General features: G+C 72.6%; 30 protein-coding genes and 3 tRNA genes. 27 read left to right on the top strand and 6 right to left on the bottom strand.

The features are described 5' to 3' along the window. Positions 1-227 precede the first annotated feature (227 nt). The 4 genes from H7344_RS14035 (at position 228) to H7344_RS14020 (ending at position 4099) form a co-directional block, all read left to right on the top strand. On the top strand, positions 228-2429 hold the full coding sequence (locus H7344_RS14035; RefSeq protein ID WP_186346614.1) for an MMPL family transporter: 2202 nt from the start codon (positions 228-230) through the stop codon (positions 2427-2429). Positions 2430-2523: 94 nt separating this feature from the next. Further along, on the top strand, positions 2524-2688 hold the full coding sequence (locus H7344_RS14030; RefSeq protein ID WP_186346613.1) for a hypothetical protein: 165 nt from the start codon (positions 2524-2526) through the stop codon (positions 2686-2688). Between the two features lie 174 nt (positions 2689-2862). Continuing rightward, positions 2863-3228, top strand: coding sequence for a DUF1330 domain-containing protein (locus tag H7344_RS14025; protein ID WP_186346612.1), 366 nt, complete (start codon positions 2863-2865; stop codon positions 3226-3228). Positions 3229-3352: 124 nt separating this feature from the next. Beyond that, entirely contained in the window at positions 3353-4099 is a 747-nt protein-coding gene (locus tag H7344_RS14020; RefSeq protein WP_186346611.1) for a hypothetical protein, read from the top strand. Positions 4100-4145: 46 nt separating this feature from the next. Here H7344_RS14020 and H7344_RS14015 read toward each other — a convergent pair whose 3' ends face one another. The 4 genes from H7344_RS14015 to H7344_RS14000 are packed head-to-tail and all read right to left on the bottom strand — an operon-like array spanning position 4146 to position 7551. Further along, entirely contained in the window at positions 4146-5093 is a 948-nt protein-coding gene (locus tag H7344_RS14015; RefSeq protein WP_186346610.1) for a metallophosphoesterase, read from the bottom strand. Positions 5094-5119: 26 nt separating this feature from the next. Next, positions 5120-5602: a nitroreductase family deazaflavin-dependent oxidoreductase gene (locus H7344_RS14010; RefSeq protein ID WP_186346609.1), complete on the bottom strand. Its 483-nt coding sequence runs from the start codon at positions 5600-5602 to the stop codon at positions 5120-5122. Positions 5603-5611: 9 nt separating this feature from the next. After that, positions 5612-6727 (bottom strand): fumarylacetoacetate hydrolase family protein, encoded by a 1116-nt coding sequence (locus H7344_RS14005; protein WP_186346608.1) that lies wholly within the window; start codon positions 6725-6727, stop codon positions 5612-5614. Continuing rightward, positions 6724-7551: a hypothetical protein gene (locus H7344_RS14000; protein WP_229706945.1), complete on the bottom strand. Its 828-nt coding sequence runs from the start codon at positions 7549-7551 to the stop codon at positions 6724-6726. Before H7344_RS14000 ends, H7344_RS14005 begins: the two co-directional genes overlap by 4 nt. Before the next feature lie 82 nt (positions 7552-7633). Between H7344_RS14000 and H7344_RS13995 the strand changes: the two genes are divergently transcribed. The 13 genes from H7344_RS13995 (at position 7634) to H7344_RS13935 (ending at position 16611) form a co-directional block, all read left to right on the top strand. Beyond that, positions 7634-8809, top strand: a complete 1176-nt coding sequence (locus H7344_RS13995) for a homogentisate 1,2-dioxygenase (protein WP_186346606.1) — start codon at positions 7634-7636, stop codon at positions 8807-8809. 40 nt (positions 8810-8849) lie between these two features. After that, the gene (locus tag H7344_RS13990) at positions 8850-9890 is read left to right on the top strand and encodes a pirin family protein (RefSeq protein ID WP_186346605.1); all 1041 of its coding nucleotides are present in this window, start codon (positions 8850-8852) and stop codon (positions 9888-9890) included. Further along, a complete protein-coding gene (locus H7344_RS13985) occupies positions 9887-10462 on the top strand; it encodes a DNA-3-methyladenine glycosylase I (RefSeq protein WP_186346604.1) in 576 nt (191 codons plus the stop codon). Before H7344_RS13990 ends, H7344_RS13985 begins: the two co-directional genes overlap by 4 nt. A gap of 16 nt (positions 10463-10478) precedes the next feature. After that, positions 10479-10853 carry a CidA/LrgA family protein gene (locus H7344_RS13980; RefSeq protein ID WP_186346603.1) on the top strand — a complete coding sequence of 125 codons (375 nt, stop codon included), beginning with the start codon at positions 10479-10481 and terminating at the stop codon, positions 10851-10853. After that, on the top strand, positions 10850-11545 hold the full coding sequence (locus H7344_RS13975; RefSeq protein ID WP_229706944.1) for an LrgB family protein: 696 nt from the start codon (positions 10850-10852) through the stop codon (positions 11543-11545). Before H7344_RS13980 ends, H7344_RS13975 begins: the two co-directional genes overlap by 4 nt. Positions 11546-11584: 39 nt before the next feature. Then, a complete protein-coding gene (locus H7344_RS13970; RefSeq protein WP_186346602.1) occupies positions 11585-12997 on the top strand; it encodes an amidase in 1413 nt (470 codons plus the stop codon). Positions 12998-13045: 48 nt separating this feature from the next. Further along, positions 13046-13118 (top strand) — tRNA-Thr (locus H7344_RS13965). A 56-nt stretch (positions 13119-13174) separates the two neighbouring features. Next, a tRNA-Met gene (locus H7344_RS13960) sits at positions 13175-13248 on the top strand. A 71-nt stretch (positions 13249-13319) separates the two neighbouring features. Beyond that, entirely contained in the window at positions 13320-13490 is a 171-nt protein-coding gene (rpmG, locus tag H7344_RS13955) for a 50S ribosomal protein L33 (RefSeq protein ID WP_182525673.1), read from the top strand. Positions 13491-13605: 115 nt separating this feature from the next. Beyond that, complete coding sequence (locus H7344_RS13950) at positions 13606-14745, top strand: hypothetical protein (protein ID WP_186346601.1); 1140 nt, start codon at positions 13606-13608, stop codon at positions 14743-14745. Between the two features lie 30 nt (positions 14746-14775). Then, the gene (locus tag H7344_RS13945) at positions 14776-15174 is read left to right on the top strand and encodes an FAS1-like dehydratase domain-containing protein (protein ID WP_186346600.1); all 399 of its coding nucleotides are present in this window, start codon (positions 14776-14778) and stop codon (positions 15172-15174) included. After that, positions 15171-15581 carry a MaoC/PaaZ C-terminal domain-containing protein gene (locus H7344_RS13940; protein ID WP_186346599.1) on the top strand — a complete coding sequence of 137 codons (411 nt, stop codon included), beginning with the start codon at positions 15171-15173 and terminating at the stop codon, positions 15579-15581. The genes H7344_RS13945 and H7344_RS13940 overlap by 4 nt, the downstream gene beginning before the upstream one ends. After that, on the top strand, positions 15574-16611 hold the full coding sequence (locus H7344_RS13935) for a UDP-N-acetylmuramate dehydrogenase (protein ID WP_186346598.1): 1038 nt from the start codon (positions 15574-15576) through the stop codon (positions 16609-16611). The genes H7344_RS13940 and H7344_RS13935 overlap by 8 nt, the downstream gene beginning before the upstream one ends. 10 nt (positions 16612-16621) lie before the next feature. Here the strand turns inward: H7344_RS13935 and H7344_RS13930 are convergent, their stop codons facing one another. Both H7344_RS13930 and H7344_RS13925 read right to left on the bottom strand, forming a co-directional pair. After that, a complete protein-coding gene (locus H7344_RS13930; RefSeq protein WP_186346597.1) occupies positions 16622-17692 on the bottom strand; it encodes an adenosine deaminase in 1071 nt (356 codons plus the stop codon). Next, positions 17689-18939 carry a pyridoxal phosphate-dependent aminotransferase gene (locus H7344_RS13925; RefSeq protein WP_186346596.1) on the bottom strand — a complete coding sequence of 417 codons (1251 nt, stop codon included), beginning with the start codon at positions 18937-18939 and terminating at the stop codon, positions 17689-17691. Before H7344_RS13925 ends, H7344_RS13930 begins: the two co-directional genes overlap by 4 nt. Before the next feature lie 135 nt (positions 18940-19074). Here H7344_RS13925 and H7344_RS13920 point away from each other — a divergent pair. The 10 genes from H7344_RS13920 (at position 19075) to H7344_RS13875 (ending at position 26129) form a co-directional block, all read left to right on the top strand. Further along, positions 19075-19147: transfer RNA gene (locus tag H7344_RS13920), tRNA-Trp, on the top strand. Positions 19148-19209: 62 nt separating this feature from the next. After that, a complete protein-coding gene (secE, locus tag H7344_RS13915; protein WP_166196391.1) occupies positions 19210-19461 on the top strand; it encodes a preprotein translocase subunit SecE in 252 nt (83 codons plus the stop codon). A 46-nt stretch (positions 19462-19507) separates the two neighbouring features. Then, on the top strand, positions 19508-20413 hold the full coding sequence (gene nusG, locus H7344_RS13910; protein WP_186346595.1) for a transcription termination/antitermination protein NusG: 906 nt from the start codon (positions 19508-19510) through the stop codon (positions 20411-20413). A gap of 172 nt (positions 20414-20585) precedes the next feature. Next, the gene (rplK, locus tag H7344_RS13905; protein ID WP_028637305.1) at positions 20586-21014 is read left to right on the top strand and encodes a 50S ribosomal protein L11; all 429 of its coding nucleotides are present in this window, start codon (positions 20586-20588) and stop codon (positions 21012-21014) included. 116 nt (positions 21015-21130) lie between these two features. After that, a complete protein-coding gene (gene rplA, locus H7344_RS13900) occupies positions 21131-21853 on the top strand; it encodes a 50S ribosomal protein L1 (protein ID WP_166196395.1) in 723 nt (240 codons plus the stop codon). A gap of 280 nt (positions 21854-22133) precedes the next feature. After that, complete coding sequence (gene rplJ / locus H7344_RS13895; protein WP_186346594.1) at positions 22134-22775, top strand: 50S ribosomal protein L10; 642 nt, start codon at positions 22134-22136, stop codon at positions 22773-22775. 84 nt (positions 22776-22859) lie between these two features. Next, positions 22860-23252: a 50S ribosomal protein L7/L12 gene (gene rplL, locus H7344_RS13890; protein WP_166196399.1), complete on the top strand. Its 393-nt coding sequence runs from the start codon at positions 22860-22862 to the stop codon at positions 23250-23252. 299 nt (positions 23253-23551) lie between these two features. After that, positions 23552-24505, top strand: coding sequence for an ABC transporter ATP-binding protein (locus tag H7344_RS13885; RefSeq protein ID WP_166196401.1), 954 nt, complete (start codon positions 23552-23554; stop codon positions 24503-24505). 6 nt (positions 24506-24511) lie between these two features. Continuing rightward, entirely contained in the window at positions 24512-25297 is a 786-nt protein-coding gene (locus H7344_RS13880) for an MlaE family ABC transporter permease (RefSeq protein WP_186346593.1), read from the top strand. Positions 25298-25301: 4 nt separating this feature from the next. Next, positions 25302-26129: an MlaE family ABC transporter permease gene (locus tag H7344_RS13875; protein ID WP_186346592.1), complete on the top strand. Its 828-nt coding sequence runs from the start codon at positions 25302-25304 to the stop codon at positions 26127-26129. Positions 26130-26131: the final 2 nt, after the last annotated feature.

Here is a 26131-nt window from a genome sequence, read left to right as displayed (position 1 = left end):
GGACCGCGGAAGGAAAGACAGGGCCCGAGATCAAGCGATGCCTCAAGCGCTACATCGCCAGAGACCTCTACCGGCTACTCGAACAGAGGCAGCCAGCAACTGCTTGACGAACCATAGGAGCGTCCTCCCCGACCTGACACACCGCAGGACCGGCGCCGGCGACCGCCCGCCCGGCCCGCCCGCACTCACGCAGACAACGAACCCACCCGAACGAGAAACGGATCATCATGAGCAACACGACGGCGCCCTGCCACGCGGGTCCGCCCTCCTCGCCCGGCTCGACCCGGCCGGCCAGCGCCGACCTGGGGCCCCTGGGCCGCCTCGGCGTGTGGGTCACCGACCACGCCAAGCTCGTCACCGTCGTCTGGCTGCTGACCATCGCCGGCCTCGGCGCCTTCGCGCCCCAGGTCGAGCACAACCTGTCCGGCGCCGGCTGGCAGGCAGAAGGCTCGGAGTCCGTGGAGGCCCGCGAGCTCGCCCGCGAGCACTTCGGCGGCAACGCCTCCTCCGCCATCCAGGTCGTCGTCCGCTCCACCGAAGGGCCGGTCACCGAGGGCGAGGGCAAGGACGTCCTGGCCGAGGTCACCGCCGTCCTCGAGGCCGAGCCGCGCATCGCCGAGGTGGTCGCGCCCACGCCGGGAGCGACTCTTTCCCAGGACGGCGACACCGCGATCGTGCTCGCCGGCGCCGGTGCGGACACCAACGAGATGGTCCGCGTCGCCACCGACCTCAAGGCCGAGCTGCAAGAGCTTTCCACCGACGCCGTCGAGGTCAACCCCACCGGATCCTCGCTGCTGTGGAGCGACTTCAACGAGGCCAACCTCGACGCGATGCTGAAGTCCGAGCTCATGTCCTGGCCGGTCACCCTGGCGATCCTGGTGCTCGCCTTCGGCGCGCTCGTCGCCGCCGGCCTCCCGCTGCTCCTCACCCTCGCCGGACTCGTCGCCTCCGCCGGTTCCCTGGTGCTCATCAACGAGCTCGTGCCGGTCTCCATCTGGGCGATGAACTTCGCGATGATGTTCGCCCTCGCCCTGGGCATCGACTACGCCCTGTTCGTGGTGGTCCGCTACCGCGCCGCCCGCGCTGCGCGCGCCGGCAGCGGCCGCACCGACGTCGCCGGCAAGCAGCGGGCGATCGCCCAGACCATGGACACCGCCGGCAAGGCCGTCCTGCTCTCCGGCCTGACCGTGCTGATCTCGCTGTCCGCGGTGATGCTGGTTCCCTCGCCGTCATTCCGCTCGATGGCAGGCGGGATCATGCTCTCGGTCCTCTTCGTCCTCGCCGCCACCCTCACCCTGCTGCCGCTGGTGCTGTTCAAGCTCGACGACCGCATCAACAAGCTCGCGCTGCCGTGGTCGAGGTCCGGCGAGCACCGCTCCCCGCGCTTCGCCGCCTGGGGCGAGCGGCTCTGGAAGCGGCCCCTGGTCTGGGGCCTGGCGTCCCTGGTCGTGCTGCTGGCGCTCGCGGCTCCGATCGCCGGGCTCACGACCGCCATGCCCTCGATCAAGGTGCTCCCCGAGGACGCCTCGGCCCGGGTCGGCTACGACCGGGTCCAGGAGTCCTTCGGCGACGGCGCCCCCGGCACCCTGCAGCTCGTCATGAACGACGCCGACGCCGCTGCGGCCACCGAGGTGCTCAAGAACGACGACGGCATCGCCGCCGCCCTGCCGCCGATGCCCGCAGCCGACGACAGCGGGCTGGTCATGGTCCAGGCGGTCCCGACCGTCGACCCCTCCGACCCGCAGCTCGGAGAGACCGTCGACCGGCTCCGCGCCGACCTCCCGGCCTCCGCCCTCGTCGGCGGCGCCCCGGTGGAGAACCTCGACCTCAAGACCCAGCTCGACGAGTCCACCCCGCTGGTCATCGGCGTCGTCCTCGTCCTCGGCTTCCTGCTCCTCCTCGTCGCCCTCCAGGCGCCGCTGATCTCACTGCTCGGCACCCTGGCCAGCCTGCTGTCCACCGCCGCGGCCTTCGGCGTCGCGCGGCTGGTCTTCCAGGAGGGGTACGGCGCGGACCTGCTCGGCTTCGAGTCCCAGGGCTTCCTCGACGCGTGGGCGCCGGTGTTCTTCTTCGCGATGATCTTCGCCATCGCCATGGACTACACCGTCTTCCTGCTCGCCTCGGCCAAGGAACACTACGAGCGCACCGGCGACCCGAAGGAAGCGATGGTCGGCTCGCTCGCCCACTCCGGCCGGGTGATCTTCGCCGCCGGCGCCGTCATGGTCGCGGTGTTCTTCACCTTCGCCCTGTCCGGCCCCATCCCGCCCAAGGAGATGGGCGTCGTCCTCGGCGTCGCGGTCCTGCTCGACGCGTTCCTCGTCCGCCTGGTCCTGCTGCCGGTCCTGCTCCGCCTCACCGGCAACGCCGCCTGGTACACCCCGGCCTGGCTCAAGCGGATCCTGCCCACCATCACCTTCGCCCACGACTGACGGTCCACGGACCGCCAGCGCCCCACCACCACCACCACCACCACCACCACCGCCACCACCGCCACCACCGCCACCACCAAGGAGAACGACACCCATGTGCCGACCGAAGACCTGCCGCACCTGCCAAAAGACGACCTGGGCCGGCTGCGGCCAGCACGTCGCCCAGGTCAAGGCGTCCGTGCCCGCCGGCCAGTGGTGCCCCGGCCACCCGAAGGCCGAGCGCTCGGGCGGCTTCCTCAGCCGCCTGCTCGGCCGTTGAGCCGGGGTTGCGACGTGATGGACATCGACCGCATCGCCCGCGGCTGCGCGTTCCGCTGACTCCGGTCGGCGCGACGAAGCCCTCCGTGCTCGTGCTGCGTGCCGCGGAAGCCGACACCGACGGATGCCGAGACCCCCGGTCCGTCACCGTGGCGCCGTGCGCCAGGGTGGGGGCGTGGCGATCGATCCCCGTGGCAAGGACCTCAAGGCGTTCCTCCAGGCAGCACCGGACGAGCCGGTGGTGATGCTCAACCTGCTCCGGTTCGTCCCGGGTGGCCGGGGGCAGTACGAGGACTACCTGCGGCACTTCCGTGTGCACGCGGAGTCGCGGGGGGCCCAGGTGCTCTACTACGGCACCGGCGACAGTCCGCTGGTCGCGGAGCCTGGCCAGAGCTGGGACGCGGTGCTGCTCGTGCGCTACCCGACCAGGCGGAGCTTCAGCGAGATGGTGGCGGACCCCGACTACCAGGCCGGGGCGTCGTTGCGCGCCGGCGCGCTCGTGGAGGCAGTGCTGCAACCGACGGTCCCGGCCGACGTCTGAGGCGGCCTCGAGCGCCGATCCCGCCAACGGACCGGGCGCGCCGGCCAATCCGGCGCGCCCGCGGTTCCGAAGGTCAGGTATCCGGCGGGCCGGTGTGGCCTGCCTCACGAGAAGGTGCTCCCTCATGCGTCGACCCACTCCCTCCTTCTACATCTCGGTCGCGGCCCTGGTCGTCGCGACCAGCGGCACGTCGTACGCCGCGATGACCATCACCGGCGCGGACGTCCGCAACGGCTCGCTCACCGGCCAGGACATCGCGCGCGACTCGATCGGCAGCGCGAAGATCACCGACGGCTCGCTGAAGGCGAAGGACTTCAAGGGCGGGCAGCTGCCCGCCGGCGAGCCCGGTCCGGCCGGTCCCGCCGGTCCTGCGGGTGCCGACGGCGCGGGCCGCTGGCTGCTCGTCGACGCCAGCGGTGCGATCGTCGCGCAGTCGGGCGGCTTCGAGGTCGTGACGGCGTACCCCACCCTCGCCAACACGGCGCCGGCCGGGAGCCCCGACAACTCGCTGCGCGCCAACGGCAACGTCTACCTCGACGCGAACGAGGACCTCTCCGACAACGGCATCATCGCCACGGTCGCGCTGCAGAACACCGTCGACCAGAACGGCGACGCCGTCACCAGCGGCCGGGCCCCCGGCGCGGACGCGAACCCGGAGTTCTCCGGCGAGATCAGCGCCAGCCTGTGCAGCTTCACCGGCGCCACCGGCATCCCCACCAACTGCGCGCCGGCCGCGGCCCAGAACAACACCTCGTTCGTCGTCAGCCCCCGCAACAGCGACGGCTCGGTCACCACGACCACCAGCCGCAAGCGGTTCTACGTCGTGATCACCGGCGACTCCACGGACTACGTCGCCCCGACCACGCCCTGACCGGGGACCTGACCACGGCGTGACCAGGGCCCGGCGGCGGGCTCGGCTACCAGCTGCCGAGCTCGTCGGCGAGCTCGCCGCGGTTGAACGCGGAGTCCTTGCGGCTGAGCAGCTCGCGGCGCTCCTCGCCGGTGAGCGCCTCGAGCTGTGCGGTCACGGTTGACTGCACCCCGCTGACCTCCGGGGCATCGGCGAGCGGGACGACGGTCTGGACGACGCGGTCGTCGTACACGTGGACCATCGTCATCGCCTGGTGACCGTCGACGCCGGAGACGAACCGGTCCAGCGGCGCGGGGTCGGAGGTGTAGCAGCTGGCCGAGGCCACCGAGACCGGGATGCCGGCGAAGGTGGAGTAGGTCGAGAAGTGGAAGTGGCCGCCGAGGATCGACCGGACGTCGGTGCCGGCGACGGTCTCGGCGAGCCGGTGCTGGTCGGCCAGCTCGATGGTCTCGGCCGCGCGGAGCATCGGCACCGGGATCGGCGGGTGGTGCAGCGCGAGCAGCGTGCCGTGCGGGGCCGGCTCGGCCAGGACGCCCGCCAGCCAGTGCAGCTGGTCGTCGCTGATCTCGCCGTGGTGGTAGCCGGGGACGCTGGTGTCGAGCGCGACCACGCGCAGCCCGCGCACGTCGTACGTCCGGTCCTGCGGGGCGTCGGACTCCTCGTCGAAGAGCAGGCGGGAGTACGCCGAGCGGTCGTCGTGGTTGCCCATCACCCACACGACCTGCGCGCCCATCGCCTCGGCGGCCGGCTCGACGAGCTCGCGGAGCCGGACGTACGCCGCCGGCTCGGCGACGTCGGCCAGGTCGCCGGTGAAGACGAGCGCGTCGGGGGTGTGCGGCAACCGGGTCAGCCGGTCGAGCGCCGTCCGGAGGCCGGCCTCGGGGTCGACCACGCCGTACTGCCGCGCGCCGTCGGCGAGCAGGTGCGGGTCGCTCAGGTGGGCGATCGTGTGGGTGGGGTCGGGGTGCTGTCCGAGCTGGACGGGGTGGGCCACGGGGACCGAGGTTACGAGGGCCGCGGCTACGCGGCCGGACGCAGGTGGAACACCGGGATGGTCCGGTCGGTGCGCTCCTCGTACGTCGCGTAGTTCGGCCAGGCGCGGAGCATGACCTGCCAGGCCGCCGAGCGGTCCTCGCCCTCCAGCTCGCGCCAGTGGACGGTGTGCGCGCGGCCGCCCATGGCCGCGGTGACCGCGTCGCCCTCCGGATCGGTGGCGCGCAGGTTGCGCACCCACATCGGCATCTTCGGGTCCCCGAAGTAGGAGCCTGCGACGAGCCAGCCGCCGTCGTGCGGGACGCACAGCAGCGGCGTGCTGCGGGGGACGCCGGACTTGCGGCCGGGCACGGTCAGGGCGAGGTTCGGCAGCCCCGCGATGTCGAGGATGCTGACCCGGCCGCGGCTGGCCGACTGCAGCCGCTTGTCGACCCAGACGACCTGGGGGAGCAGCTTGGGCATCCACGAGAGCGCGCCGATCCGCACGGCGAGCGGGGTGAGCAGGCCCATGCCGGCAACCTAGACCAGCGCGGCACGAGCGGGCTCGACCCGTCCACGCACGTCGCCGAGGGTGATCCGGCCGCCGTCGACGCCGGGTGCGGAGTAGCGCAGGACGACCTCCGAGCCGTCCTCGAGGAACCGCTCGGCCTCCCACAGCTCGAGGAACGACCCGCGCTGGTCCGGCTCGGGGCCGCTGATCGTGCCGGACGCGAAGAGGTCGCCGGTCCGCACGGACGCGCCGTTGGAGGTGAGGTGGGCGAGCATCTGCGCGGGGGACCAGTACGTCGTGCGGTACGGCGGCCGGCTGACGACCTCGCCGTCGAGCTCGACCTCGACCTCGATGTCGAGCCCGCGGACCTGGCCGGGGCCGAGGTAGGGCAGCGGCTCGGGGTCCTGCGGCGGCAGGTCGCACCACGCGGCGTCGAGGGCCGCGACCGGGGTGACCCAGTGCGAGATCGACGTCGAGAACGACTTGCCGAGGAACGGCCCGAGCGGGGCGTACTCCCAGGCCTGCACGTCGCGCGCGGACCAGTCGTTGAGGCCGACGACGCCGAAGACGTGCTCCGCGAAGGCTGAGTACGGCACCGGGTCGCCGATCGAGGACGGTGCGCCCACCACGAAGCCGAGCTCGGCCTCGACGTCGAGCCGACGGGTCGGCCCCCAGGTCGGCCCGTCCGGGCCGGGCCGCTGGCCGGTCGGCCGGACGACCGGCGTGCCGCTGGGGACCACCGTGCCGGCCCGGCCGTGGTAGCCGACGGGCAGGTGCTTCCAGTTCGGGAGGAGCGGCGCGGAGTCCGGGCGCAGGATCCGGCCGACGTTCGTGGCATGGTGCTCGGAGGCGTAGAAGTCGACGTAGTCGGCGACCTCGAACGGCAGGTGCAGCTCGACCTCGGCCAGCGGGATCGTCTCCGCGCCGCCCTCGAGCAGCGCGCGAGCCTCCTCGCGGGTCTGGCGCCACACCTCGGGGCCGAGCGCCATGAACGCGTTCAGCGACGGCGTCGCCAGCTCGGGGCGCCCGGTTGCGGCGGCGAGGTCGAGGACCGCGTCGCCGTGCCGCACGCCGACGCGCCGCCGGTCGCCGGCGACGGAGAAGACGCCGTAGGGAAGGTGGTCGAGGTCGAATCCGGTGCTCACGACGGGCCATGTACCCCGAGTGCGCGGATGTCGGCCATCGGCTCGTCGATGCTGCAGGAGCCGAACGACGTGAACCACCGACGGGCGCCGGCGAGCTCGGTGGGGTCGGCCTCGAGGGCGCGGTCCTCGAGTGTCGCGACGACCTCCTCGGCGCTCGCGCCGTCGAAGGCGCGCCTGGTGGCGGCGAGGACGTTGACGAAGCCGTGCCGCTCGGCGCCGTCGTCGGCGGTGTGGCGGCGGGCGCGGTGCAGCCCGGCGGTGCAGCGGAACGGCGTCTCGCGGTCCAGCGCGGCGTCGATCCACGACGCGAGGAGCGGAGCGGCCGGGTGCTGGTGCGGCTCGACGCCGCCGGTGCGGAGCTTGATCCGGAGCTCGGCGGCCGCGACCTCGTCCGCCGCCGCCAGCCATGCGTACGTCGCCTCCGACTGCGGCAGCTCGACGTGGACCGGCGCCTCCTCTCCGAGGACGCCCTCGGCGCGGGCCGCGTCGACGGCCGCCACCACCCGTCGTGCGTTGCCGGCCAGGTCGTCCAGGTCGCGCAGGGCCACGTCGAGCCCGGCGAGCGACAGGCCCCGCTTGGCGCACAGCGCGGCCGGGCCGGCGAGCTGGCCGGCGCCGCCGGTCACCACCACCGACACCGGTCCGGCGAAGCCGGCGGGCAGAGCGGGCAGGTCGGTGTCGCGGACCACGAACGCGCCGACCAGCGCCGCCTCGTCGCCCGACCGCGCGGCGTACGCCTGGACGGCCGAGGCGAGGTCGGCGTCCCCGGGCGGGAAGGTGGCCGCGTCGTCGACGAGCCCGGTCCAGAAGTGTTCCCTGGTCACGAGCGCCACGATAGCCTCGGCCTGCATAGCGGACGACAGCGTCCGGCTATCGGAGACCTGAGACGCACGTACGGAGGCGGCGATGGCGTACTACCGCTCGGTGGGGGACGTCCCCCGCACCCGTCACACCCAGCACCGCGACCCCGAGGGCCGGCTGCGGTTCGAGGAGCTGATGGGCGAGGAGGGGTTCAGCTCGGACTCCTCGCTGCTCTACCACCGCGGCGTACCGTCCGCGATCGTCGCGTCGGAGGTCTGGGAGCCCGCGGACCAGCGGACCGCGCCCAACCACCCCCTCGCACCGCGGCACCTGCGGCTCCACGACCTCCGGACAGGCTCCGACGCGGTCGTCGACCGGCGGCTCGTGCTCGGCAACGCCGACGTCCGGATCTCCTACGTCGTGACCGGCACGGAGCCGTCGGCGTACTACCGCGACGCGGTCGGCGACGAGTGCGTCTTCGTCGAGGCGGGCAGCGGCGTGGTGGAGACCGTCTTCGGCGTGGTGCCCTACCGCGCCGGCGACTACGTCCTGCTGCCGCGCGCGACGACCCACCGGTGGGTTCCGGCCGAGCCGAGCCGCCTCTACTGCGTCGAGGCGAACGGCCACGTCGCGCCGCCCAAGCGCTACCTCTCGCGCTACGGGCAGCTGCTCGAGCACGCGCCGTACTGCGAGCGCGACCTGCACGGACCCACCGAGCCGCTGCTCGTCGACGGCACCGACGTCGAGGTGCTCGTCAAGCACCGCACCTCCGCCGGGGTCGTCGGCACCCGGCTCGTCCACGACATGCACCCCTTCGACGTGGTCGGGTGGGACGGCTGCCTCTACCCCTACACGTTCAACATCGAGGACTTCATGCCGATCACCGGCAAGGTCCACCAGCCGCCGCCGGTCCACCAGGTCTTCGAGGGGCCCCGGTTCGTGGTGTGCAACTTCCTGCCGCGCAAGGTCGACTACCACCCGCTGGCCGTGCCGGTGCCGTACTACCACTCCAACGTCGACAGCGACGAGGTGATGTTCTACGTCGCCGGGGACTACGAGGCGCGCAAGGGCTCGGGCATCGGGCTGGGCTCGATCTCCCTCCACCCGGGCGGGCACGCCCACGGCCCCCAGCCGTCCACGATCGAGGCCTCGCTCGGCGTCGAGCGGTTCGAGGAGTCCGCGGTCATGGTCGACACCTTCGCGCCGCTCGAGCTCGGCGAGGGCGGCCTGGCGTGCGAGGACCCCGACTACGCCTGGTCCTGGGCCGGTCGGCGGCTCTGAGCCGTCGCCCGCTGTCGGCGGCCCGCGCCACAATGGCGGGATGACCGACCTCGAGGTGCTGACCCCGCGCGAGGTGCCGCTCGGCGGACCACGCGCGATGACCGTGCGCCGGACGTTGCCGCAGCGGGCGCGCACCCTGATCGGCGCGTGGTGCTTCCTGGACCACTACGGTCCCGACGACGTGGCGGAGACCGGCGGCATGGTGGTCGCACCGCACCCGCACATCGGGCTGCAGACCGTCAGCTGGTTGTTCACCGGTGAGATCGAGCACCGCGACAGTGCCGGCAACGTCGCGCCGGTCCGACCCGGCGAGCTCAACCTGATGACGGCCGGCCGCGGCATCAGCCACTCCGAGGTCTCGCCGGCCACGACGACGGTGCTGCACGGTGCCCAGCTGTGGGTCGCGCTGCCGTCCGGCTCCCGCGACGTCGACCCCGGCTTCGTGCACCACGCCCCGGACCCGCTGGTCCGCGACGGGCTCGAGGCGCGGGTCTTCCTCGGGTCGCTGCTCGGGGTCACCTCGCCGGTCGCGACGCACACCCCGCTGCTGGGCGCCGAGCTGCTGCTCGAGCCCGGCGCCCGCGTGGAGCTCGAGGTCGACCCGGCCTTCGAGCACGGCGTGCTGGTCGACGCCGGAGCGGTCGCCCTCGAGGAGGCCGACGGCGAGCAACGGCTGGCGAGGGACGAGCTCGGGTACGTCGCGCCGGGCCGCGACCGGCTCGTCCTCGTCGCCGGCGAGGAGCGCGTCCGCCTGCTGCTCATCGGCGGACCGCCGTTCGGCGAGCAGGTCGTCATGTGGTGGAACTTCCTCGGCTCGACCCACGAGGAGGTCGTCGCCGCCCGGGAGGCGTGGCAGGCCCAGGTGGTGGCCGGCGAGGACGACCTCAGCGACCCCGAGCCCCACCCCCGGAGGCATCCCGACGGCGCCGGCGGGCTGCCCGAGCGGCCCGCGGCCCTCGAGCGGGTGGTGCCGACCGGCGCGGACGTCCGGCCCGGTCGGTTCGGCGTCGTGCCCGGCCAGCCGCTCGCGCCGATCCCGGCGCCGCCGCTGCCCAACGCCCGGCTGCGGGCCCGCGGATGACCGGGCCGGTGGTCGGCGAGGACGGCGTCCCGCGCTGCCCGTGGGCGGGCGGGCCCGGGCTGATGCGCGACTACCACGACGTCGAGTGGGGCCGCCGGGTCAGCGGCGAGGCGGCGTGCCTCGAGCGGCTGACCCTCGAGGCGTTCCAGTCCGGCCTGTCGTGGGCGACGATCCTGCGCAAGCGCGAGGCGTTCCGCGCGGCCTTCGCGGGCTTCGACGCCGACACCGTGGCGGCGTACGACGACGCCGACCGCGCCCGGTTGATGGCCGACGCCGGCATCGTGCGCAACCGCTTGAAGATCGACGCAGCGATCGCCAACGCGCGGGCGACCGTCGCCCTCCGCGAGCAGGAGGGCCTGGAGGCGCTGCTGCTGTCCTTCGCGCCCGACGAGCCGCCCGCGCCGGCGACCACCGAGGAGGTCGCCACGACCTCGCCGGGGTCGGTGGCGATGTCGAAGGAGCTCAAGCGGCGCGGGTTCGTCTTCGTCGGCCCCACGACCATGCACGCGCTCATGGAGGCGATCGGGATCTTCGACCCGCACCTGGTCGGATGTCACCGCCGGGGCACCTGACCGGCAGGATGCGCAGGTGCCTGGAGGACTCGTCGTCGGACTCACCTGGCTGGTCGTGTGCCAGCTCGTCGGGGAGGTACTGGTCCACCTGACCGATGCGCCCCTGCCCGGCCCGGTCGTCGGGATGGTGGTGCTGCTCCTCGCCCTGGAGGTACGCCGCCGGCGCGGCCACGACACCGACCGGGACCCCGCCGTGCGGGCCGCCGACGGCTTGCTGCGCCACCTGCAGCTGCTGTTCGTGCCGGCAGGCGTCGGGGTGGTCGCCTACCTCGGCGCGATCCGCGACGACGCGGTGCCGATCGTGGTCGCCGTCGCCGGCTCGTGGGTGCTGGGCATCGTCGTGATCGGCTGGACGACCCGGCTGCTCGAGCGCGGGGAGCGTGCGGCGTGAGGGACGTGGTCGAGTCGCCGGTCTTCCTGATGGCGCTGACGCTGGTGAGCTACCGGGTCGGCCTGTCGGTGCGCGACGCCAGCCGCGGGCACGCCCTGGCCCAGCCGGTGCTGGTCGCGATCGTCCTGACCGGCGGCACGATCCTCGCGCTGGACGTCGACGCGACGACGTACGCCGACGGCGTGCAGGTGCTGTCGTTCTGGCTCGGCGCGGCGACCGTCGCGCTCGCCGTGCCGCTGCACCGGCAGGCGGCGCGGCTGAAGGGCTTCGTGGTCCCGATGCTGGTCGCGGTGCCGCTGGGCGTCGTCGTCTCGGTCTGCTCGGTGGTGCTGCTGGCGCGGTGGACCGGCGCGGGGGAGGAGCTCGTGCGCACGCTCAGCCCGAAGGCCGCCACGACACCGGTCTCGATCCAGCTGTCGGAGACCGCCGGCGGCATCCCGTCGCTGACCGCCGCTCTGGCGATCTGCGTCGGCATCCTGGGAGCGGTCGCGGGGCCGGCCGTGCTGACCCTCGCCCGGGTCACCGACCGCCGGGCGCGCGGCCTCGCCCTGGGGGGCGTCTCCCACGGCATCGGGGCCTCCCGCGCGTTGGCCGAGGACGAGACCGAGGGTGCCTTCGCTGGGCTCTCCATGGGCCTGACGGCGCTCGCGACGAGCCTGCTCCTGCCACTGCTCCTGGCGGTCCTGCTGTAGCCCTGCCCGCAGGTGCGCCGGTGTGGGAGGTTGACGCCCGTGACCCGGCTCCACGCCTTCCGCGACGACGCCCTCGCCGACCACGACGCCGTGGGGCTGGTCGGCGCCCTGCGCTCGGGGGCGGTCGGCACCCGCGAGGTGGTCGACGCCGCGATCGCCCGGGTCGAGGCGGTCGACCCGGCACTCGGGGCCGTCGCGCACCGCGCCTTCGACCGGGCGCGCGCCGAGGGCCGCCACCCCCGCGGCGGCTGGTTCGCCGGTGTCCCCACCCTCGTCAAGGACAACGTCGACGTCGCCGGGATGCCCACCCAGCACGGCGCCGACGCCTTCGTGTCCCGCCCGGCGCGCCGCGACGGGGACCTGGCGCGGATGTACCTCGCCACGGGGCTGGTGCCGCTCGGCAAGACCCGGCTCTCGGAGTTCGGCTTCTCCCCGGCCGCCGAGCACCCCCGCCAGGGGCCGGTGCGCAACCCCTGGTCGACCGACCACACCGCCGGCGCCTCGTCGGCCGGCTCCGCCGCGCTCGTCGCCGCCGGCGCGGTGCCGATCGCCCACGCGAACGACGGCGGCGGCTCGATCCGCATCCCCGCCGCCGCCTGCGGGCTCGTCGGCCTCAAGCCGACCCGCGGCCGGCTCGCGCAGGACGCGATGCACCGCTCGATGCCGCTGCGGATCGTCGCCGACGGCGTCGTCACCCGCTCGGTGCGGGACACCGCCGCCTTCCTGCGCGAGGCCGAGCGCGTCTACCGGGCGCTGCACCTGCCGCCGGTCGGCGACGTCACCCGCCCCGGGCGGCGCCGCCTGCGCGTCGCGGTCGTCACCGAGAACGCCGGCCGCACGGCCGGCCCCGAGGTCGCGGCGCTCACGCGGCGTACCGCCGACCTGCTCGCGGGGCTCGGCCACACCGTCGAGGAGGCGGCGTCGCCTGCGCCCCCGTCGTTCGCGGACGACTTCCTGCTCTACTGGGGCACCCTCGCCACCGCGATCGTCCGCACCGGCCGCCTCACACACGGCCGCAGCTGGGACGTCGAGCGGTGCGACCCGCTCACCCGCGGGCTCGACCGGCTCGCGACCCGCAACCTGCACCGGCTGCCCGGCGCGGTCCGGCGGCTGCGCCGGACGGCGGCGCTCGGTGCCGACTTCCACGAGCGGTACGACGTCGTGCTGAGCCCGACGCTGGCCACGACCACCCCGCTGGTCGGGCACCTCGACCCGACCCCGGGCTACGACCAGGCGATGGCCCGGATCCTCGACTGGGTCGCCTTCACGCCGTGGCAGAACGTCACCGGCGAGCCGGCCGTCTCCCTGCCGCTCGCGACCACCGCGGAGGGGCTGCCGCAGGGGATGATGCTGGGCGCCGGAGCGGGTCGCGAGACGCTCCTCCTGGAGCTCGCGCTGGAGCTGGAGCAGGCCGTTCCGTTCGCCCGGATCGACGCTCCGAACCCCGCCTGACGCCCGATTTTGTGGTGCCCGACGTCGTCTGTATGGTTCTCCGTCGTTGCCCCTTTAGCTCAGTCGGCAGAGCGTCTCCATGGTAAGGAGAAGGTCTACGGTTCGATTCCGTAAAGGGGCTCTGGGAAGCGGGATTGCGTCGGCCGGGTAATCTGGTCGACGCAGCCCTGTCCCGGTGGCGGGGTAGCTCAGGTGGTTAGAGCACACGGCTCATAATCGTGGTGTCGCGGGTTCGAGTCCCGCCCCCGCTACTCAGAACCACCGCTGATCCGCAGTTCAGCACCGCGCAGCACTGCAGCACCCCGACCCAGAAGGACTTCCCGTGGCCTCCAAGAGCTCCGACGTTCGCCCCAAGATCACGCTCGCCTGTGTCGAGTGCAAGGAGCGCAACTACATCACGAAGAAGAACCGCCGCAACGACCCCGACCGGCTCGAGCTGGCGAAGTTCTGCCCCCGCTGCCGCACCCACCAGGCGCACCGCGAGACCCGCTGAGGGCACGCAGCACCCAGCACTCCACGCACGACCCGTCCGGACCTCCGGGCGGGTCGTTCGTCGTTTGCGGGCCGGCCGGCGGTAACCGAGGGCGGGTCCCGCTCGTTGTGTGGCCATGGTCACACGTCGACGCCTCGTCGTTCCGGCCCTGCTGTCCCTGCTCCTCGCCCTGCTGCCCACGAGCGCGCTCGCCCCTCCGGTCTCGGCGGACCCGCAGTCGGTGGGGTCCGGTGACGTCGTCGGCCGCTCGTTCGCGTTCCGCACCCTCGAGGTCGACCGCACGCCCCGACCGGCGGACAGCGCGGCCTGCCGGGAGCACGCCGGCACCCGCGGCGGGTTCGTCCCCATGGAGCTCGACGCCCGCCTGTTCAGCGTCGCCACGAGCGAGCAGGACGGCCGCGTCGTCGACGAGACCCGCCGACGGGTCGGCACCGGCTACCTGTGCGTGCAGCTGCCCGACCCGATGTCGGTGCCAGCCGAGCAGAGCGCCGGCGGCTCGGCGTACGCACGGCTGCGCCTGCCCACCGCCGGGCGGGTGGAGGCCAAGGGCTGGTGCGCCGTCGCGCCGGCGCTGGCCCAGCCGGGCAACGCCCACCTCGCCTGCCGGCTGAGCGTGCTGCGCGACCGCCGCACCGGCGTCGTCCGCGGCGCGCTCGCGACCAACACGATCCTCAACCCGGTCGGCACGCCGCTGCAGCCCGCCGGCTCGCTGTGGACGGCGTACGTCGAGACGCGGGCCGACGTCGAGCCGCGCCCGGCCCCGGCGTCCGCGCCGGTCTCCGGGACGGTCGCCGGCGACGCGCTGGGCGCCCGGGCGGCGTACGTCCTCGCCCGCGGGCGCCGGATCGCCGACCCGCCGTCGTCGCGCTGCTTCGGCTCCCCCCACGAGACCGCGCTGCACCGGGTGACGACGCGCGGGCGCACCGGCGTCGTGCCGTCGGGGAGCGGTCGACGGGTCGGGCTGCTGGTCAGCTGTGTGGCGAGCTTCGAGGTGAACGGGATGCTGACGGCCTTCCTGCGCGTCGTCGGACCGACCGGCGAGCGGGTCGAGCTCGAGACGGAGGGGCGCTGCGTGGACCGCGGTCGGCCGACCGCCGTGCTGCAGCGGGTCTGCGAGCTGCGCGTCCTGCCGGCCCCGCAGGCGGGCGTCCAGGGCGGCCTGGTCACCACGCTCGGGCCCGCCCTCGCCCCGGTCGGCGAGATCGGGCCGGGGGACCGGCCGCTGGTCGCGGTCTCGCTCGTCCCGCTCGGGTAGGCGCTCCCGCGACCGGTTAGGGTCGGCGGCATGCCGGTCGACGCCTCGCTGGTGGGCAGGACGTACCCGCCCACGCGGCCCTACACGGTCTCCGAGGCCAAGGTCCGCGAGCTCGCCGCCACGACCGGCGCCGACTGGGACGGCGGGCCGGTCCCGCCGACGTTCCCCATCGTGCTGGCCTTCGAGGCGATGAACGCGTTCCTCGAGGCCGAGGGCGTGGAGCTCGCGCGGATCGTCCACGGCGACCAGAAGTTCCGCTACGAGCGGCCGTTGCGCGTCGGCGACGTGCTGACCGCGGCGCTGACCGTCGCGAGCGTCCGCTCGATCGGCGGCAACGACGTCATCGGCACGACCAGCGAGGTCCGCGACGCGGACGGCGCGCTGGTGTGCGCCACCAGCGCGACCCTCGTCCACCGGGGCGCGGCATGAGCCCCGTGCCGGACCTCGAGGTCGGCGCCGAGCTCGTCACCCAGCGGTACGTCGTGCGCCGCTCGGACCTGGTGCGGTACGCCGGTGCGTCCGGCGACCTCAACCCGATCCACTGGTCCGACCGGGTCGCCACCGAGGTCGGCCTGCCCGGCGTCATCGCCCACGGGATGTACACCCTGGCGCTGGCCGCCCGCGCCGTCGCCACCTGGACCGGCGACGCCGAGGTGGTCGAGCTCGGCGCTAAGTTCACCGCCCCGGTCGTCGTCCCCGACGACGACACCGGTGTCGAGGTCGAGGTCGCCGGCACCGTCGCCTCGGTGGAGGACGGCCTGGCCACGCTCAAGCTGACCGTGACCTCCGGCGGGCAGAAGGTGCTCGGGATGCCGAAGGCCGTCGTCCGTGCCTGAGGCTGCTCCCGGGGCCTCCGCCCTGCTGCGCGACCACACCACGCTCCGCCTGGGCGGACCGGCCGGCGAGCTCGTCGTCGCGACGACCGAGGAGGAGCTGGTCGCCGCGCTCGACGCCGACGGTCCGGTGCTCGTCCTGGGCGGCGGCAGCAACCTCGTCGTCGCCGACGACGGCTTCGCCGGCCGCGTCGTGAAGATCGCGACCACCGGCATCACCGCCGACACCGAGGACGACGACCCGTCCTGCGGCGGCGTGCTCGTCACGGTCGCGGCGGGGGAGTCGTGGGACCACCTCGTCGAGGTCGCCGTCGAGCGCGGCTGGGTCGGCGTCGAGGCACTCTCCGGCATCCCCGGCTCGGTGGGCGCCACCCCGGTGCAGAACGTCGGCGCCTACGGCCAGGAGGTCTCCCAGACCATCGCGTCGGTCCGCGTCTGGGACCGCGTGCTGCAGGGCGTGCGGACCTTCGCCAACGCCGACTGCCACTTCTCCTACCGGCACTCCCGGTTCAAGGCCGACCCCGGCCGCCACGTCGTCCTGTCGGTCACCTTCCAGCTGCGCCAGGGAACCCTCGGCGCGCCGGTGCAGTACGCCGAGCTGGCCCGCGCGCTCGGCGTCGACCTCGGGCAGCGTGCGCCGCTGCGCGAGGTCCGCGACGCCGTGCTGGCGCTGCGCCGGGGCAAGGGGATGGTCCTCGACGACGCCGACCCCGACACGTGGAGCGCCGGCTCGTTCTTCACCAACCCGATCGTCCCGGCCGAGAAGGTCCCCGAGGGCGCGCCCGTCTGGCCGGCCGGCGACGGGCTGGTCAAGACCTCGGCCGCCTGGCTGATCGACCACGCCGGCTTCGGCAAGGGGTACGCCGCCGGGCGGGTGTCGCTCTCGACCAAGCACGCGCTCGCGCTCACCAACCGCGGCGGCGCCACCACCGAGGAGCTGCTGGCGCTGGCCCGCGAGGTGCGCGACGGTGTCCAGGCGGCGTACGGCATCCGGCTGGTGAACGAGCCGGTCCTCGTCGGCTGCGAGCTCTAGCCGGTCGGTGCTACCGGGCCAGCCCGGTCTGCCCGTCCAGCCAAGCGTCGATCCCGGCCAGGCCGGCCGCGACCACGTCCGAGGGCGCACGCGAGGCCCGGAACGACATCCGCGCGAGCTCGGCGAGCGTCTCGTCGGGCAGGTCGTGGGCGGCGCGCATCGTGGCGTACTGACCCGCGAGCCGGGAGCCGAACAGCAGCGGATCGTCCGCGCCGAGGGCGACGGTCGCGCCTGCGTCGAGGAGCGCGGGCAGGGGGACGGACGTGAGGTCGGAGTAGACGCCGAGCGCGACGTTGGAGACCGGGCACACCTCCAGGGCGACCCCGGCGGCCACGACCCGCTCGAGCACGGCGGGGTCCTCCGCGGAGCGCACGCCGTGGCCGAGCCGGTCGGCGTGGAGCTCGTCCAGGCAGACCCGGACGTGGTCGGGTCCGCGCAGCTCGCCGCCGTGCGGCACCAGGGCGAGGCCGGCCCGCTCGGCGATGGAGAACGCCCGGGCGAAGTCCTCGGTGCGGCCGCGCCGCTCGTCGTTGGAGAGCCCGAAGCCGACGACGCCGCGGCCGGCGTACTGCGCGGCGAGGCGGGCCAGCGTCCGCGCGTCGAGCGGGTGGCGGGTGCGGTTGGCGGCGACGACCAGCGCGATGCCCAGGCCCGTCGCGCGCGCGGCCTCGGCGACGGCGTCGAGCACCAGGTCGGTGAAGGCCGTGACGCCGCCGAACCGTGCGGCGTACCCGCTCGGGTCGACCTGGATCTCCAGCCATCGGCCGCCGTCGGCCACGTCGTCCTCGGCCGCCTCCCGCACCAGCCGGCGTACGTCGCCCTCGGTGCGCAGCACCGACCGGGCCACGTCGTAGAGCCGCTGGAAGCGGAACCAGCCCTTCTCGTCGGCCGCGCTCAGCTGCGGCGGCCACTCCGAGACCAGCTGGTCGGGCAGCCGGATCCCGTCCCGCTCGGCCAGCTCGAGCAGCGTCGCGTGCCGCATCGAGCCGGTGAAGTGCAGGTGCAGGTGCGCCTTGGGCAGCGTGCGGAGGTCGCGCGGGGCGGCCGAGCGGCCGGCGGGCCGCTCGGCGGGAGCGGTCAACCGAAGAGCTTCTGCAGCCGCGAGACGCCCTCGACCAGGTCGTCGTCGCCCAGCGCGTAGGACAGGCGGAGGTAGCCCGGCGACCCGAACGCCTCGCCCGGCACGACCGCGACCTCGGCCTTCTCCAGGATGTACTCCGCGAGGTCGACCGAGGTGTCGATGCGCGTGCCGTCGTAGTCCTTGCCGAGCAGGCCCTTGACCGACGGGTAGGCGTAGAACGCGCCGGTCGGCACCGGGCACAGCACGCCGTCGATCTCGTTGAGCATCGACACGATCGTCTGCCGGCGGCGGTCGAAGGCCCGCTTCATCTCGTCGACCGCCGACAGGTCGCCCTCGATCGCGGCGAGCGCGGCACGCTGGGAGACGTTGGCGACGTTGGAGGTCGCGTGCGACTGGAGGTTGCCGGCCGCCTTGATGATGTCCTTCGGGCCGATGATCCAGCCCACGCGCCAGCCGGTCATCGCGTAGGTCTTCGCGACGCCGTTGACGACGACGGTGTGCTCGGCGAGCTCGGGGCAGAGCACCGGCAGCGAGCCGGTCTCGGTGCGGGTGCCGTCGGCGGCGTCGTACACGAGGTGCTCGTAGATCTCGTCGGTCAGCACCCACAGCCCGTGCTCCTCGACCCAGGCGCCGATCGCGCGGATCTCGTCGGCGGTGTAGACGGCGCCCGTGGGGTTGGAGGGGGAGACGAACAGCAGCACCTTGGTGCGCTCGGTCCGGGCGGCCTCGAGCTGGTCGACGGTGACCTTGTAGTCCTGGGTCTCGTCGGCCAGCACCTCCACCGGTACGCCGCCGGCCAGCTGGATCGACTCGGGGTAGGTGGTCCAGTACGGCGCGGGCACGATGACCTCGTCGCCCGGGTCGAGCATCGCGGCGAACGCCTCGTAGATCGCCTGCTTGCCGCCGTTGGTCACCAGCACCTGCGCCGGGTCGACCTCGTAGCCGCTGTCGCGGCGGGTCTTCTCGGCGATCGCCTTCTTCAGCTCCGGCAGGCCACCGGCCGGGGTGTAGCGGTGGTTGCGCGGGTCGCGGCACGCCTCGACCGCGGCCTCGACGATGTAGTCCGGCGTGGGGAAGTCCGGCTCGCCCGCGCCGAACCCGATGACCGGGCGGCCCTCGGCCTTGAGCGCCTTGGCCTTCGCGTCCACCTTGAGCGTCGCGGACTCGGCGATCGCGCCGATCCGCTGCGAGACACGACGCTCGCGCGGGTTGGAGGAGGGGGCGGGCCGTCCGGGCTGGGAGGTCATGCGCCCATCGTAGGGGCGGGCGGGAGGCCGTCTCGTCGGGGTTTCCGCGACAGTTTGGACTCCGCCTCGGTGGACCCCGTAGACTCCATCCCTGGTGTTCTCGCCCCATGCCTCGGCATGCCCGGAGATCACCGGAGGGCACTAGCTCAACTGGCAGAGCATCGGTCTCCAAAACCGAAGGTTGGGGGTTCAAGTCCCTCGTGCCCTGCAGATCGACTGCAGATCCCAGAGATCGACAGCACCGCACATGATCGAGAAGAGGTGACCGGCGTGTCGGACAGCAACGCCGTCCGCGGGACCCGCGACGACAAGGCCGACAAGCCGCGCACCGGCCCGGCGACGTTCTACCGCCAGGTCGTCGCCGAGCTGCGCAAGGTCGTCTACCCGACCCAGGAGCAGCTGGTCACCTACTTCCTGGTGGTCCTGGTCTTCGTCCTCTTCATGATGGCGCTCGTCTCGCTGCTCGACCTCGGTTTCGGCCAGCTGGCCTTCGAGGTCTTCGCCGGCGGCGGCGACCAGTGACCCGGTCCGGCTCACGCCGGGCCCAGACCAACCTGACGACCAACTGATGGAGCAGCACGTGTCCGAGCAGTACGACGAGACCGAGGCGACCCCGACGGCGGACGAGCCGTCGCTGGAGGACGTCTTCGGCCAGCCCGACGAGGGCTCGGAGGTCGCGCTCGACCCGGCGCTCGACACCGAGGTCACCGACGAGGACACCGACGAGGCCATGGGGGTCGAGACCGACCTGCCCACGGCCGAGGAGGTCGACGCGGACCAGGCGCTCGACGCCGCCGACGGCGAGGAGCCGGCCGACGAGTCCCCCGAGGAGCCCGCTGACGACGACCCGCTCGAGGCGTTCCGCCGCGAGCTGTGGGCCAAGCCGGGCGACTGGTTCGTCGTGCACACCTACTCCGGCATGGAGAACCGGGTGAAGTCGAACCTCGAGAACCGCATCATCTCCTTGAACATGGAGGACTACATCCACGAGATCGTGGTCCCCACCGAGGAGGTCGCGGAGATCAAGAACGGCCAGCGCAAGATGGTCAAGCGGACCGTCCTGCCCGGCTACGTGCTCGTCCGCATGGACCTGACCGACGAGTCGTGGGCCGCCGTGCGGCACACCCCCTCGGTCACCGGCTTCGTCGGCCACAGCCACCAGCCGGTGCCGCTGAGCATGACCGAGGTCGAGAACATGCTGGCCCCCGCCGTCGTCGCCCGCGCCGAGGCCGAGGCCGCTGCCGCCGGCACCGCCGCCCCGGCCGCCGCCGGCGCGACCACCGCGAAGAAGCCCGTCGAGGTCGCCGACTTCGACGTCTCCGACTCGGTCATGGTCGTCGACGGCCCGTTCGCCACGCTGCACGCCACGATCACCGAGATCAACGCCGAGTCCCAGCGCGTCAAGGCGCTGGTCGAGATCTTCGGCCGCGAGACCCCGGTCGAGCTCTCGTTCTCGCAGATCCAGCGCGTCTGAGCCGAGCGAGCGCCGCGGCTGACCAGGCCGGGACACCCGCAGCAGCGCCCAGCACCACGATTTCCACAGACCGAGCAGTCCGCCGCACAATGGTGCGGTTGCTCGCGCAACAGCAGGTGGCAGAGGACGACGTACGTCCTCGTCATGACCACGGAAGAGAAAGAGACAGAGCATGCCTCCCAAGAAGAAGATCGCTGCGCTGGTCAAGGTGCAGCTCCAGGCCGGCGCCGCGACGCCGGCCCCGCCGGTGGGTACCGCCCTCGGTCCGCACGGCGTCAACATCATGGAGTTCTGCAAGGCGTACAACGCCCAGACGGAGTCCATGCGCGGCAACGTGATCCCGGTCGAGATCACGATCTACGAGGACCGCAGCTTCACCTTCATCACGAAGACCCCGCCGGCCGCGGAGCTCATCAAGAAGGCCGCCGGCCTGCAGAAGGGCTCGGGCGTCCCGCACAAGGAGAAGGTCGGCAAGCTGACCAAGGACCAGGTCCGCGAGATCGCGCAGACCAAGCTGCCGGACCTCAACGCCAACGACATCGACGCCGCGATGAAGATCGTCGAGGGCACCGCCCGCTCCATGGGCGTCACCACCGACTGATCCCCTCGGCGTCGTCGCCTCGACGGCACCCCGCCTGCCCGGCAGGCACCCGAACACATCCCGTGGCAGGGCCGCGCTGGCCCACCTGACCACACTGGAAGAGAAGAGACCCAGACATGCAGCGCAGCAAGACCTACCGCGCGGCGGCCGAGTCGTTCGACAAGGACGAGCTCTACGCCCCGCTGAACGCGATCAAGATCGCCAAGTCCGCCTCGAAGAAGAAGTTCGACGAGACCGTCGACGTGGTCATGCGCCTCGGCGTCGACCCGCGCAAGGCCGACCAGATGGTCCGCGGCACCGTCAACCTGCCGCACGGCACCGGCAAGACCGCCAAGGTCCTGGTGTTCGCGAACGGCGACAAGGCCGAGGCCGCCCGTGAGGCCGGCGCCGACGTCGTCGGTGGCGACGAGCTGATCGAGAAGGTCGCCGGCGGCTGGCTCGACTTCGACGCCGTGGTCGCGACCCCGGACATGATGGGCAAGGTCGGCCGCCTCGGCCGCGTGCTCGGCCCCCGCGGCCTCATGCCGAACCCGAAGACCGGCACCGTGACGCCGGACGTGGCCAAGGCCGTGACCGACATCAAGGGCGGCAAGATCGAGTTCCGCGTCGACCGCCACGCCAACCTGCACTTCATCATCGGGAAGGCCTCCTTCTCCGAGGTCCAGCTCGCGGAGAACTACGCCGCGGCGCTGGAGGAGGTCCTCCGCCTCAAGCCGGCCAGCTCCAAGGGCCGGTACGTCAAGAAGGTCACCGTCTCCACGACGATGGGCCCGGGCATCCAGGTGGACCCGAACCGCACCAAGAACGTCGCGCAGGAGGACGAGGGCGCCTCGGCCTGAGCCCCTCCCGCTCCGCATGCCGCCCCGGTCACCAGCAGGTGACCGGGGCGGCGTCGATTTGGTGGCACCCCGGGCCGCCCGTAGAGTTCGGTTCTGAAACCAGAGACCGCCGGTTGCCGTGGTGCATCAGCAGCACGACCGAAGGTTCGCGGACGCGAACGGCCAGCGCAGGTGAGCAGAGCGAGATCCTCCGAGGATCACACCACGCCCTGAGCGCCCGCGCTCAGGGCGTTCGTCGTTCCGGGGCCGGACGCGGTGGTCGACACCCGGAAGGAGACCCATGGCGCGGGCAGACAAGCAGGCAGCCGTCGCGGAGATCGTTGAGTCCTTCAACGACTCCGCCGGTGCTGTGCTGACCGAGTACCGCGGTCTCACCGTGAAGCAGCTGCAGGACCTGCGGCGCTCCCTCGGCGAGAACGCCAACTACGCCGTGGTCAAGAACACGCTGGCCAAGATTGCCGCCACCGAGGTGGGCATCGAAGGCTTCGACGACCTGCTGACCGGCCCGACCGCCATCGCCTTCATCAACGGCGACGTGGTCGAGGCGGCCAAGGGTCTGCGTGACTTTGCCAAGGCCAACCCCACCCTGGTCATCAAGGGTGGCGTCCTGGACGGCAAGCCCCTCGACGCCTCGGAGATCGCCAAGCTGGCGGACCTCGAGTCCCGCGAGGTGCTCCTGGGCAAGCTGGCCGGCGCGATGCTCGCGTCGCTCAGCCAGGCCGTCTACCTCCTCAACGCCCCGCTCGCCCAGGCCGCCCGTCTCGCGGGTGCGCTGCAGGCGAAGGCCGAGGAGGACCCCTCGATCCTCGCAGGTGGTGCCGGCGCGCCGGCCGCCGCCGAGGAGGCCCCGGCTGCCGAGACGGAGGCCGCTCCGGCCGCCGACGAGGCTGCCCCGGCTGACGACTCAGCCACCGAAGCCTGATCCAGGGCTGAGTACCACCACCACCTGAAACCCGGCCCGGCCGCTCACGACGCGGCGGGCCAACCGATCCGAAAGGTTGCCATCATGGCGAAGCTCACCACCGACGAGCTCCTCGACGCGTTCAAGGAGATGACCCTCATCGAGCTCTCCGAGTTCGTGAAGCAGTTCGAGGACACCTTCGGCGTCACCGCGGCCGCCCCGGTCGCCGTGGCCGCTGCCCCGGCTGCCGGCGGTGCCGCCGGCGGCGGCGAGGCCGCTGCCGAGCAGGACGAGTTCGACGTCGTCCTCGAGTCCGCTGGTGACAAGAAGATCAACGTCATCAAGGAGGTCCGCGCCCTGACCTCGCTCGGCCTGAAGGAGGCCAAGGAGCTCGTGGAGTCGGCCCCCAAGGCCATCCTCGAGAAGGTCGCCAAGGACGCCGCGGAGAAGGCCAAGGAGGCCCTCGAGGGCGCCGGCGCCACCGTCACCCTCAAGTGACCTCGTCGGTCCGCGCCGGGTGACCGGCGCGGACCGCAGCACCGGGGCGGCCGCCTCCTTCGGGAGGTGGCCGCCCCGTTGTCATTTGTGCAGGTCAGCACAGTCCGACCGAGGCTACGAGCCGTGACGTCTCGGTTCGGCCTCACGAGACATCCGTCACGTGACGCACGTCGCCTCGTCGCGTAACCTCGCCGCGGACGATCCGTTGTTACCGACGAGTGGGGCTCGGTGACCGCACGGTGCGCCGCACCGTGCCCCGTCGGACGACGGGGCCACTCGGCTTGGGGAGAGGGACTGACATGGGCGTGGAGATCAAGGTCGAGGACCTGAGCAAGTCCTTCGGCAAGCAGCTCATCTGGGGCGACGTCACCCTCACGGTCCCCGCCGGCGAGATCTGCGTGATGCTCGGCCCGTCCGGCACCGGCAAGTCGGTCTTCCTCAAGACGCTCATCGGGCTGCTCAAGCCCGACAAGGGCTCGATCATCATCGAGGGCACCGACATCGCGAGCTGCTCGGAGAAGGAGCTCTACGAGATCCGCAAGCTGTTCGGCGTGCTGTTCCAGGACGGCGCGATGTTCGGCTCGATGAACCTCTACGACAACGTCGCCTTCCCGCTGCGCGAGCACACCAAGAAGTCCGAGTCCGAGATCAGGTCGATCGTCATGGAGAAGATGGACCTCGTCGGCCTCCTCGGCGCCGAGGACAAGCTCCCGGGCGAGATCTCCGGCGGCATGCGCAAGCGCGCCGGCCTGGCGCGCGCGCTCGTGCTCGACCCCGAGATCGTGCTCTTCGACGAGCCCGACTCCGGCCTCGACCCGGTCCGCACGGCGTTCCTCAACCAGCTCATCGTCGACCTGAACGCACAGATCGACGCGACGTTCCTCATCGTCACCCACGACATCAACACCGCCCGGACCGTGCCGGACAACATCGGCCTGCTCTACCACAAGCACCTGGCGATGTTCGGTCCCCGCGAGATGCTGCTGAGCTCCGAGGAGCCGGTGGTCCGCCAGTTCCTCAACGCCCAGCGCGTCGGCCCGATCGGCATGTCCGAGGAGAAGGACGCCGACGAGCTCGCGGCCGAGGCCGACCAGGAGCTGCCGCCGCTGCCGCCGATCCCGATGCAGCTCGAGCCCTCGAACGGCATCCCGCGCCGCAGCCAGCGCGAGCCCGGCTCCTGGTGCCGCGAGCACGGGATCACCCCGCCTCCCGGGTCGTTCGAGGAGAACATGACCATGACGACGGGCGGCTGAGGCACCTTGGCCCCGCTCACCGCGACCCGCGTCCTCCGCCCCGTCGGGACCGCGGGCAAGCTCTTCGCCTTCGGCCTCGACGTCGGCCGTGGGCTGTTCCGGCGCCCGTTCCAGCTGCGTGAGTTCCTCCAGCAGGCCTGGTTCATCGCGTCGGTCACGATCATCCCGACCGCGCTGGTCGCCATCCCCTTCGGCGCGGTCATCGCGCTGCAGGTCGGCGGCCTGATCAAGCAGTTCGGCGCCCAGTCGTTCACCGGCTCGGCCTCGGTGCTCGCGGTCATCCAGCAGGCCGGTCCGATCGCGACCGCGCTGCTCATCGCGGGCGCCGGCGGCTCGGCCATCGCGGCCGACCTCGGCGCACGGCGCATCCGCGAGGAGCTCGACGCGATGATGGTGCTGGGCATCGACCCGATCCAGCGGCTCGTCGTCCCGCGCGTGCTCGCCTGCATGCTCGTCGCGGTCTTCCTCAACGGCATGGTCAGCGTCGTCGGCGTGGCCGGCGGCTACGTCTTCAACGTGGTCCTCCAGGACGGCACCCCGGGTGCCTACCTGGCCAGCTTCACCGCCCTGGCGCAGCTGCCCGACCTGTGGATCGGCATGCTCAAGGCGCTGGTGTTCGGGTTCATCGCGGCCATCGTCGCGTCGTACAAGGGCATGAACGCCGGCGGCGGACCGAAGGGGGTCGGCGACGCGGTCAACGAGTCGGTCGTCATCACCTTCCTGCTCCTCTTCATCGTCAACTTCGTCCTGAGCACGATCTACCTCCAGCTCGTGCCCCCGAAGACAGGCTGATCCCGTGGCCAGCATCAAGTCCGTGGTGCAGCGACCGCTGGGCCAGCTCGACACCCTCGGCGGCCAGCTCGCGTTCTACCTGCGCGTGCTCCAGGCGACGCCCCGCTCGGTCGCGCGCTACCCGCGCGAGATCATGCGGATCCTCGCCGAGGTCACCCTCGGCTCCGGCGCGCTCGCCGTCATCGGCGGCACGGTCGGCGTCATCATCGGCATGACGTTCTTCACCGGCGCCCAGGTCGGCCTGTCGGGGTACGCGGCGCTCAACCAGCTCGGCACGGCGGCGTTCTCCGGCTTCGTCTCCGCGTACTTCAACACCCGCGAGATCGCGCCGCTGGTCGCCGGCATCGCGCTCGCGGCGACCGTCGGGTGCGGGTTCACCGCCCAGCTCGGCGCCATGCGGATCTCCGAGGAGGTCGACGCCCTCGAGGTGATGGCGATCCCCTCGATGCCGTTCCTGGTGGCCACCCGCGTCATCGGCGGACTGATCGCGATCATCCCGCTGTACGTCGTGGGGCTGCTGTCGTCGTACTTCGCCAGCCGGCTCGTGGTCACCCAGTTCTACGGGCAGTCGACCGGCACCTACGACTACTACTTCAACAGGTTCCTGCCACCAGAAGACGTGCTCTGGTCCTTCGGCAAGGTGCTGGTCTTCGCCGTCGTCGTCATCCTCATCCACTGCTACCACGGCTACAACGCCTCCGGCGGCCCGGCCGGGGTGGGCGTGGCCGTGGGCCGCGCGGTCCGCACCAGCATCGTGGCCATCAACGTCATCGACCTGTTCCTGTCGATGGCGATCTGGGGCACCACCACGACCGTGAGATTGGCGGGGTGAGG

It is taken from the genome of Nocardioides deserti, from assembly GCF_014266025.1.
GTDB classification, from domain to species: Bacteria; Actinomycetota; Actinomycetes; order Propionibacteriales; family Nocardioidaceae; genus Nocardioides; species Nocardioides deserti.
The sequence above is the reverse complement of the archived record's forward strand: the minus strand, read 5'-3'. Positions and strand labels throughout refer to the sequence as shown.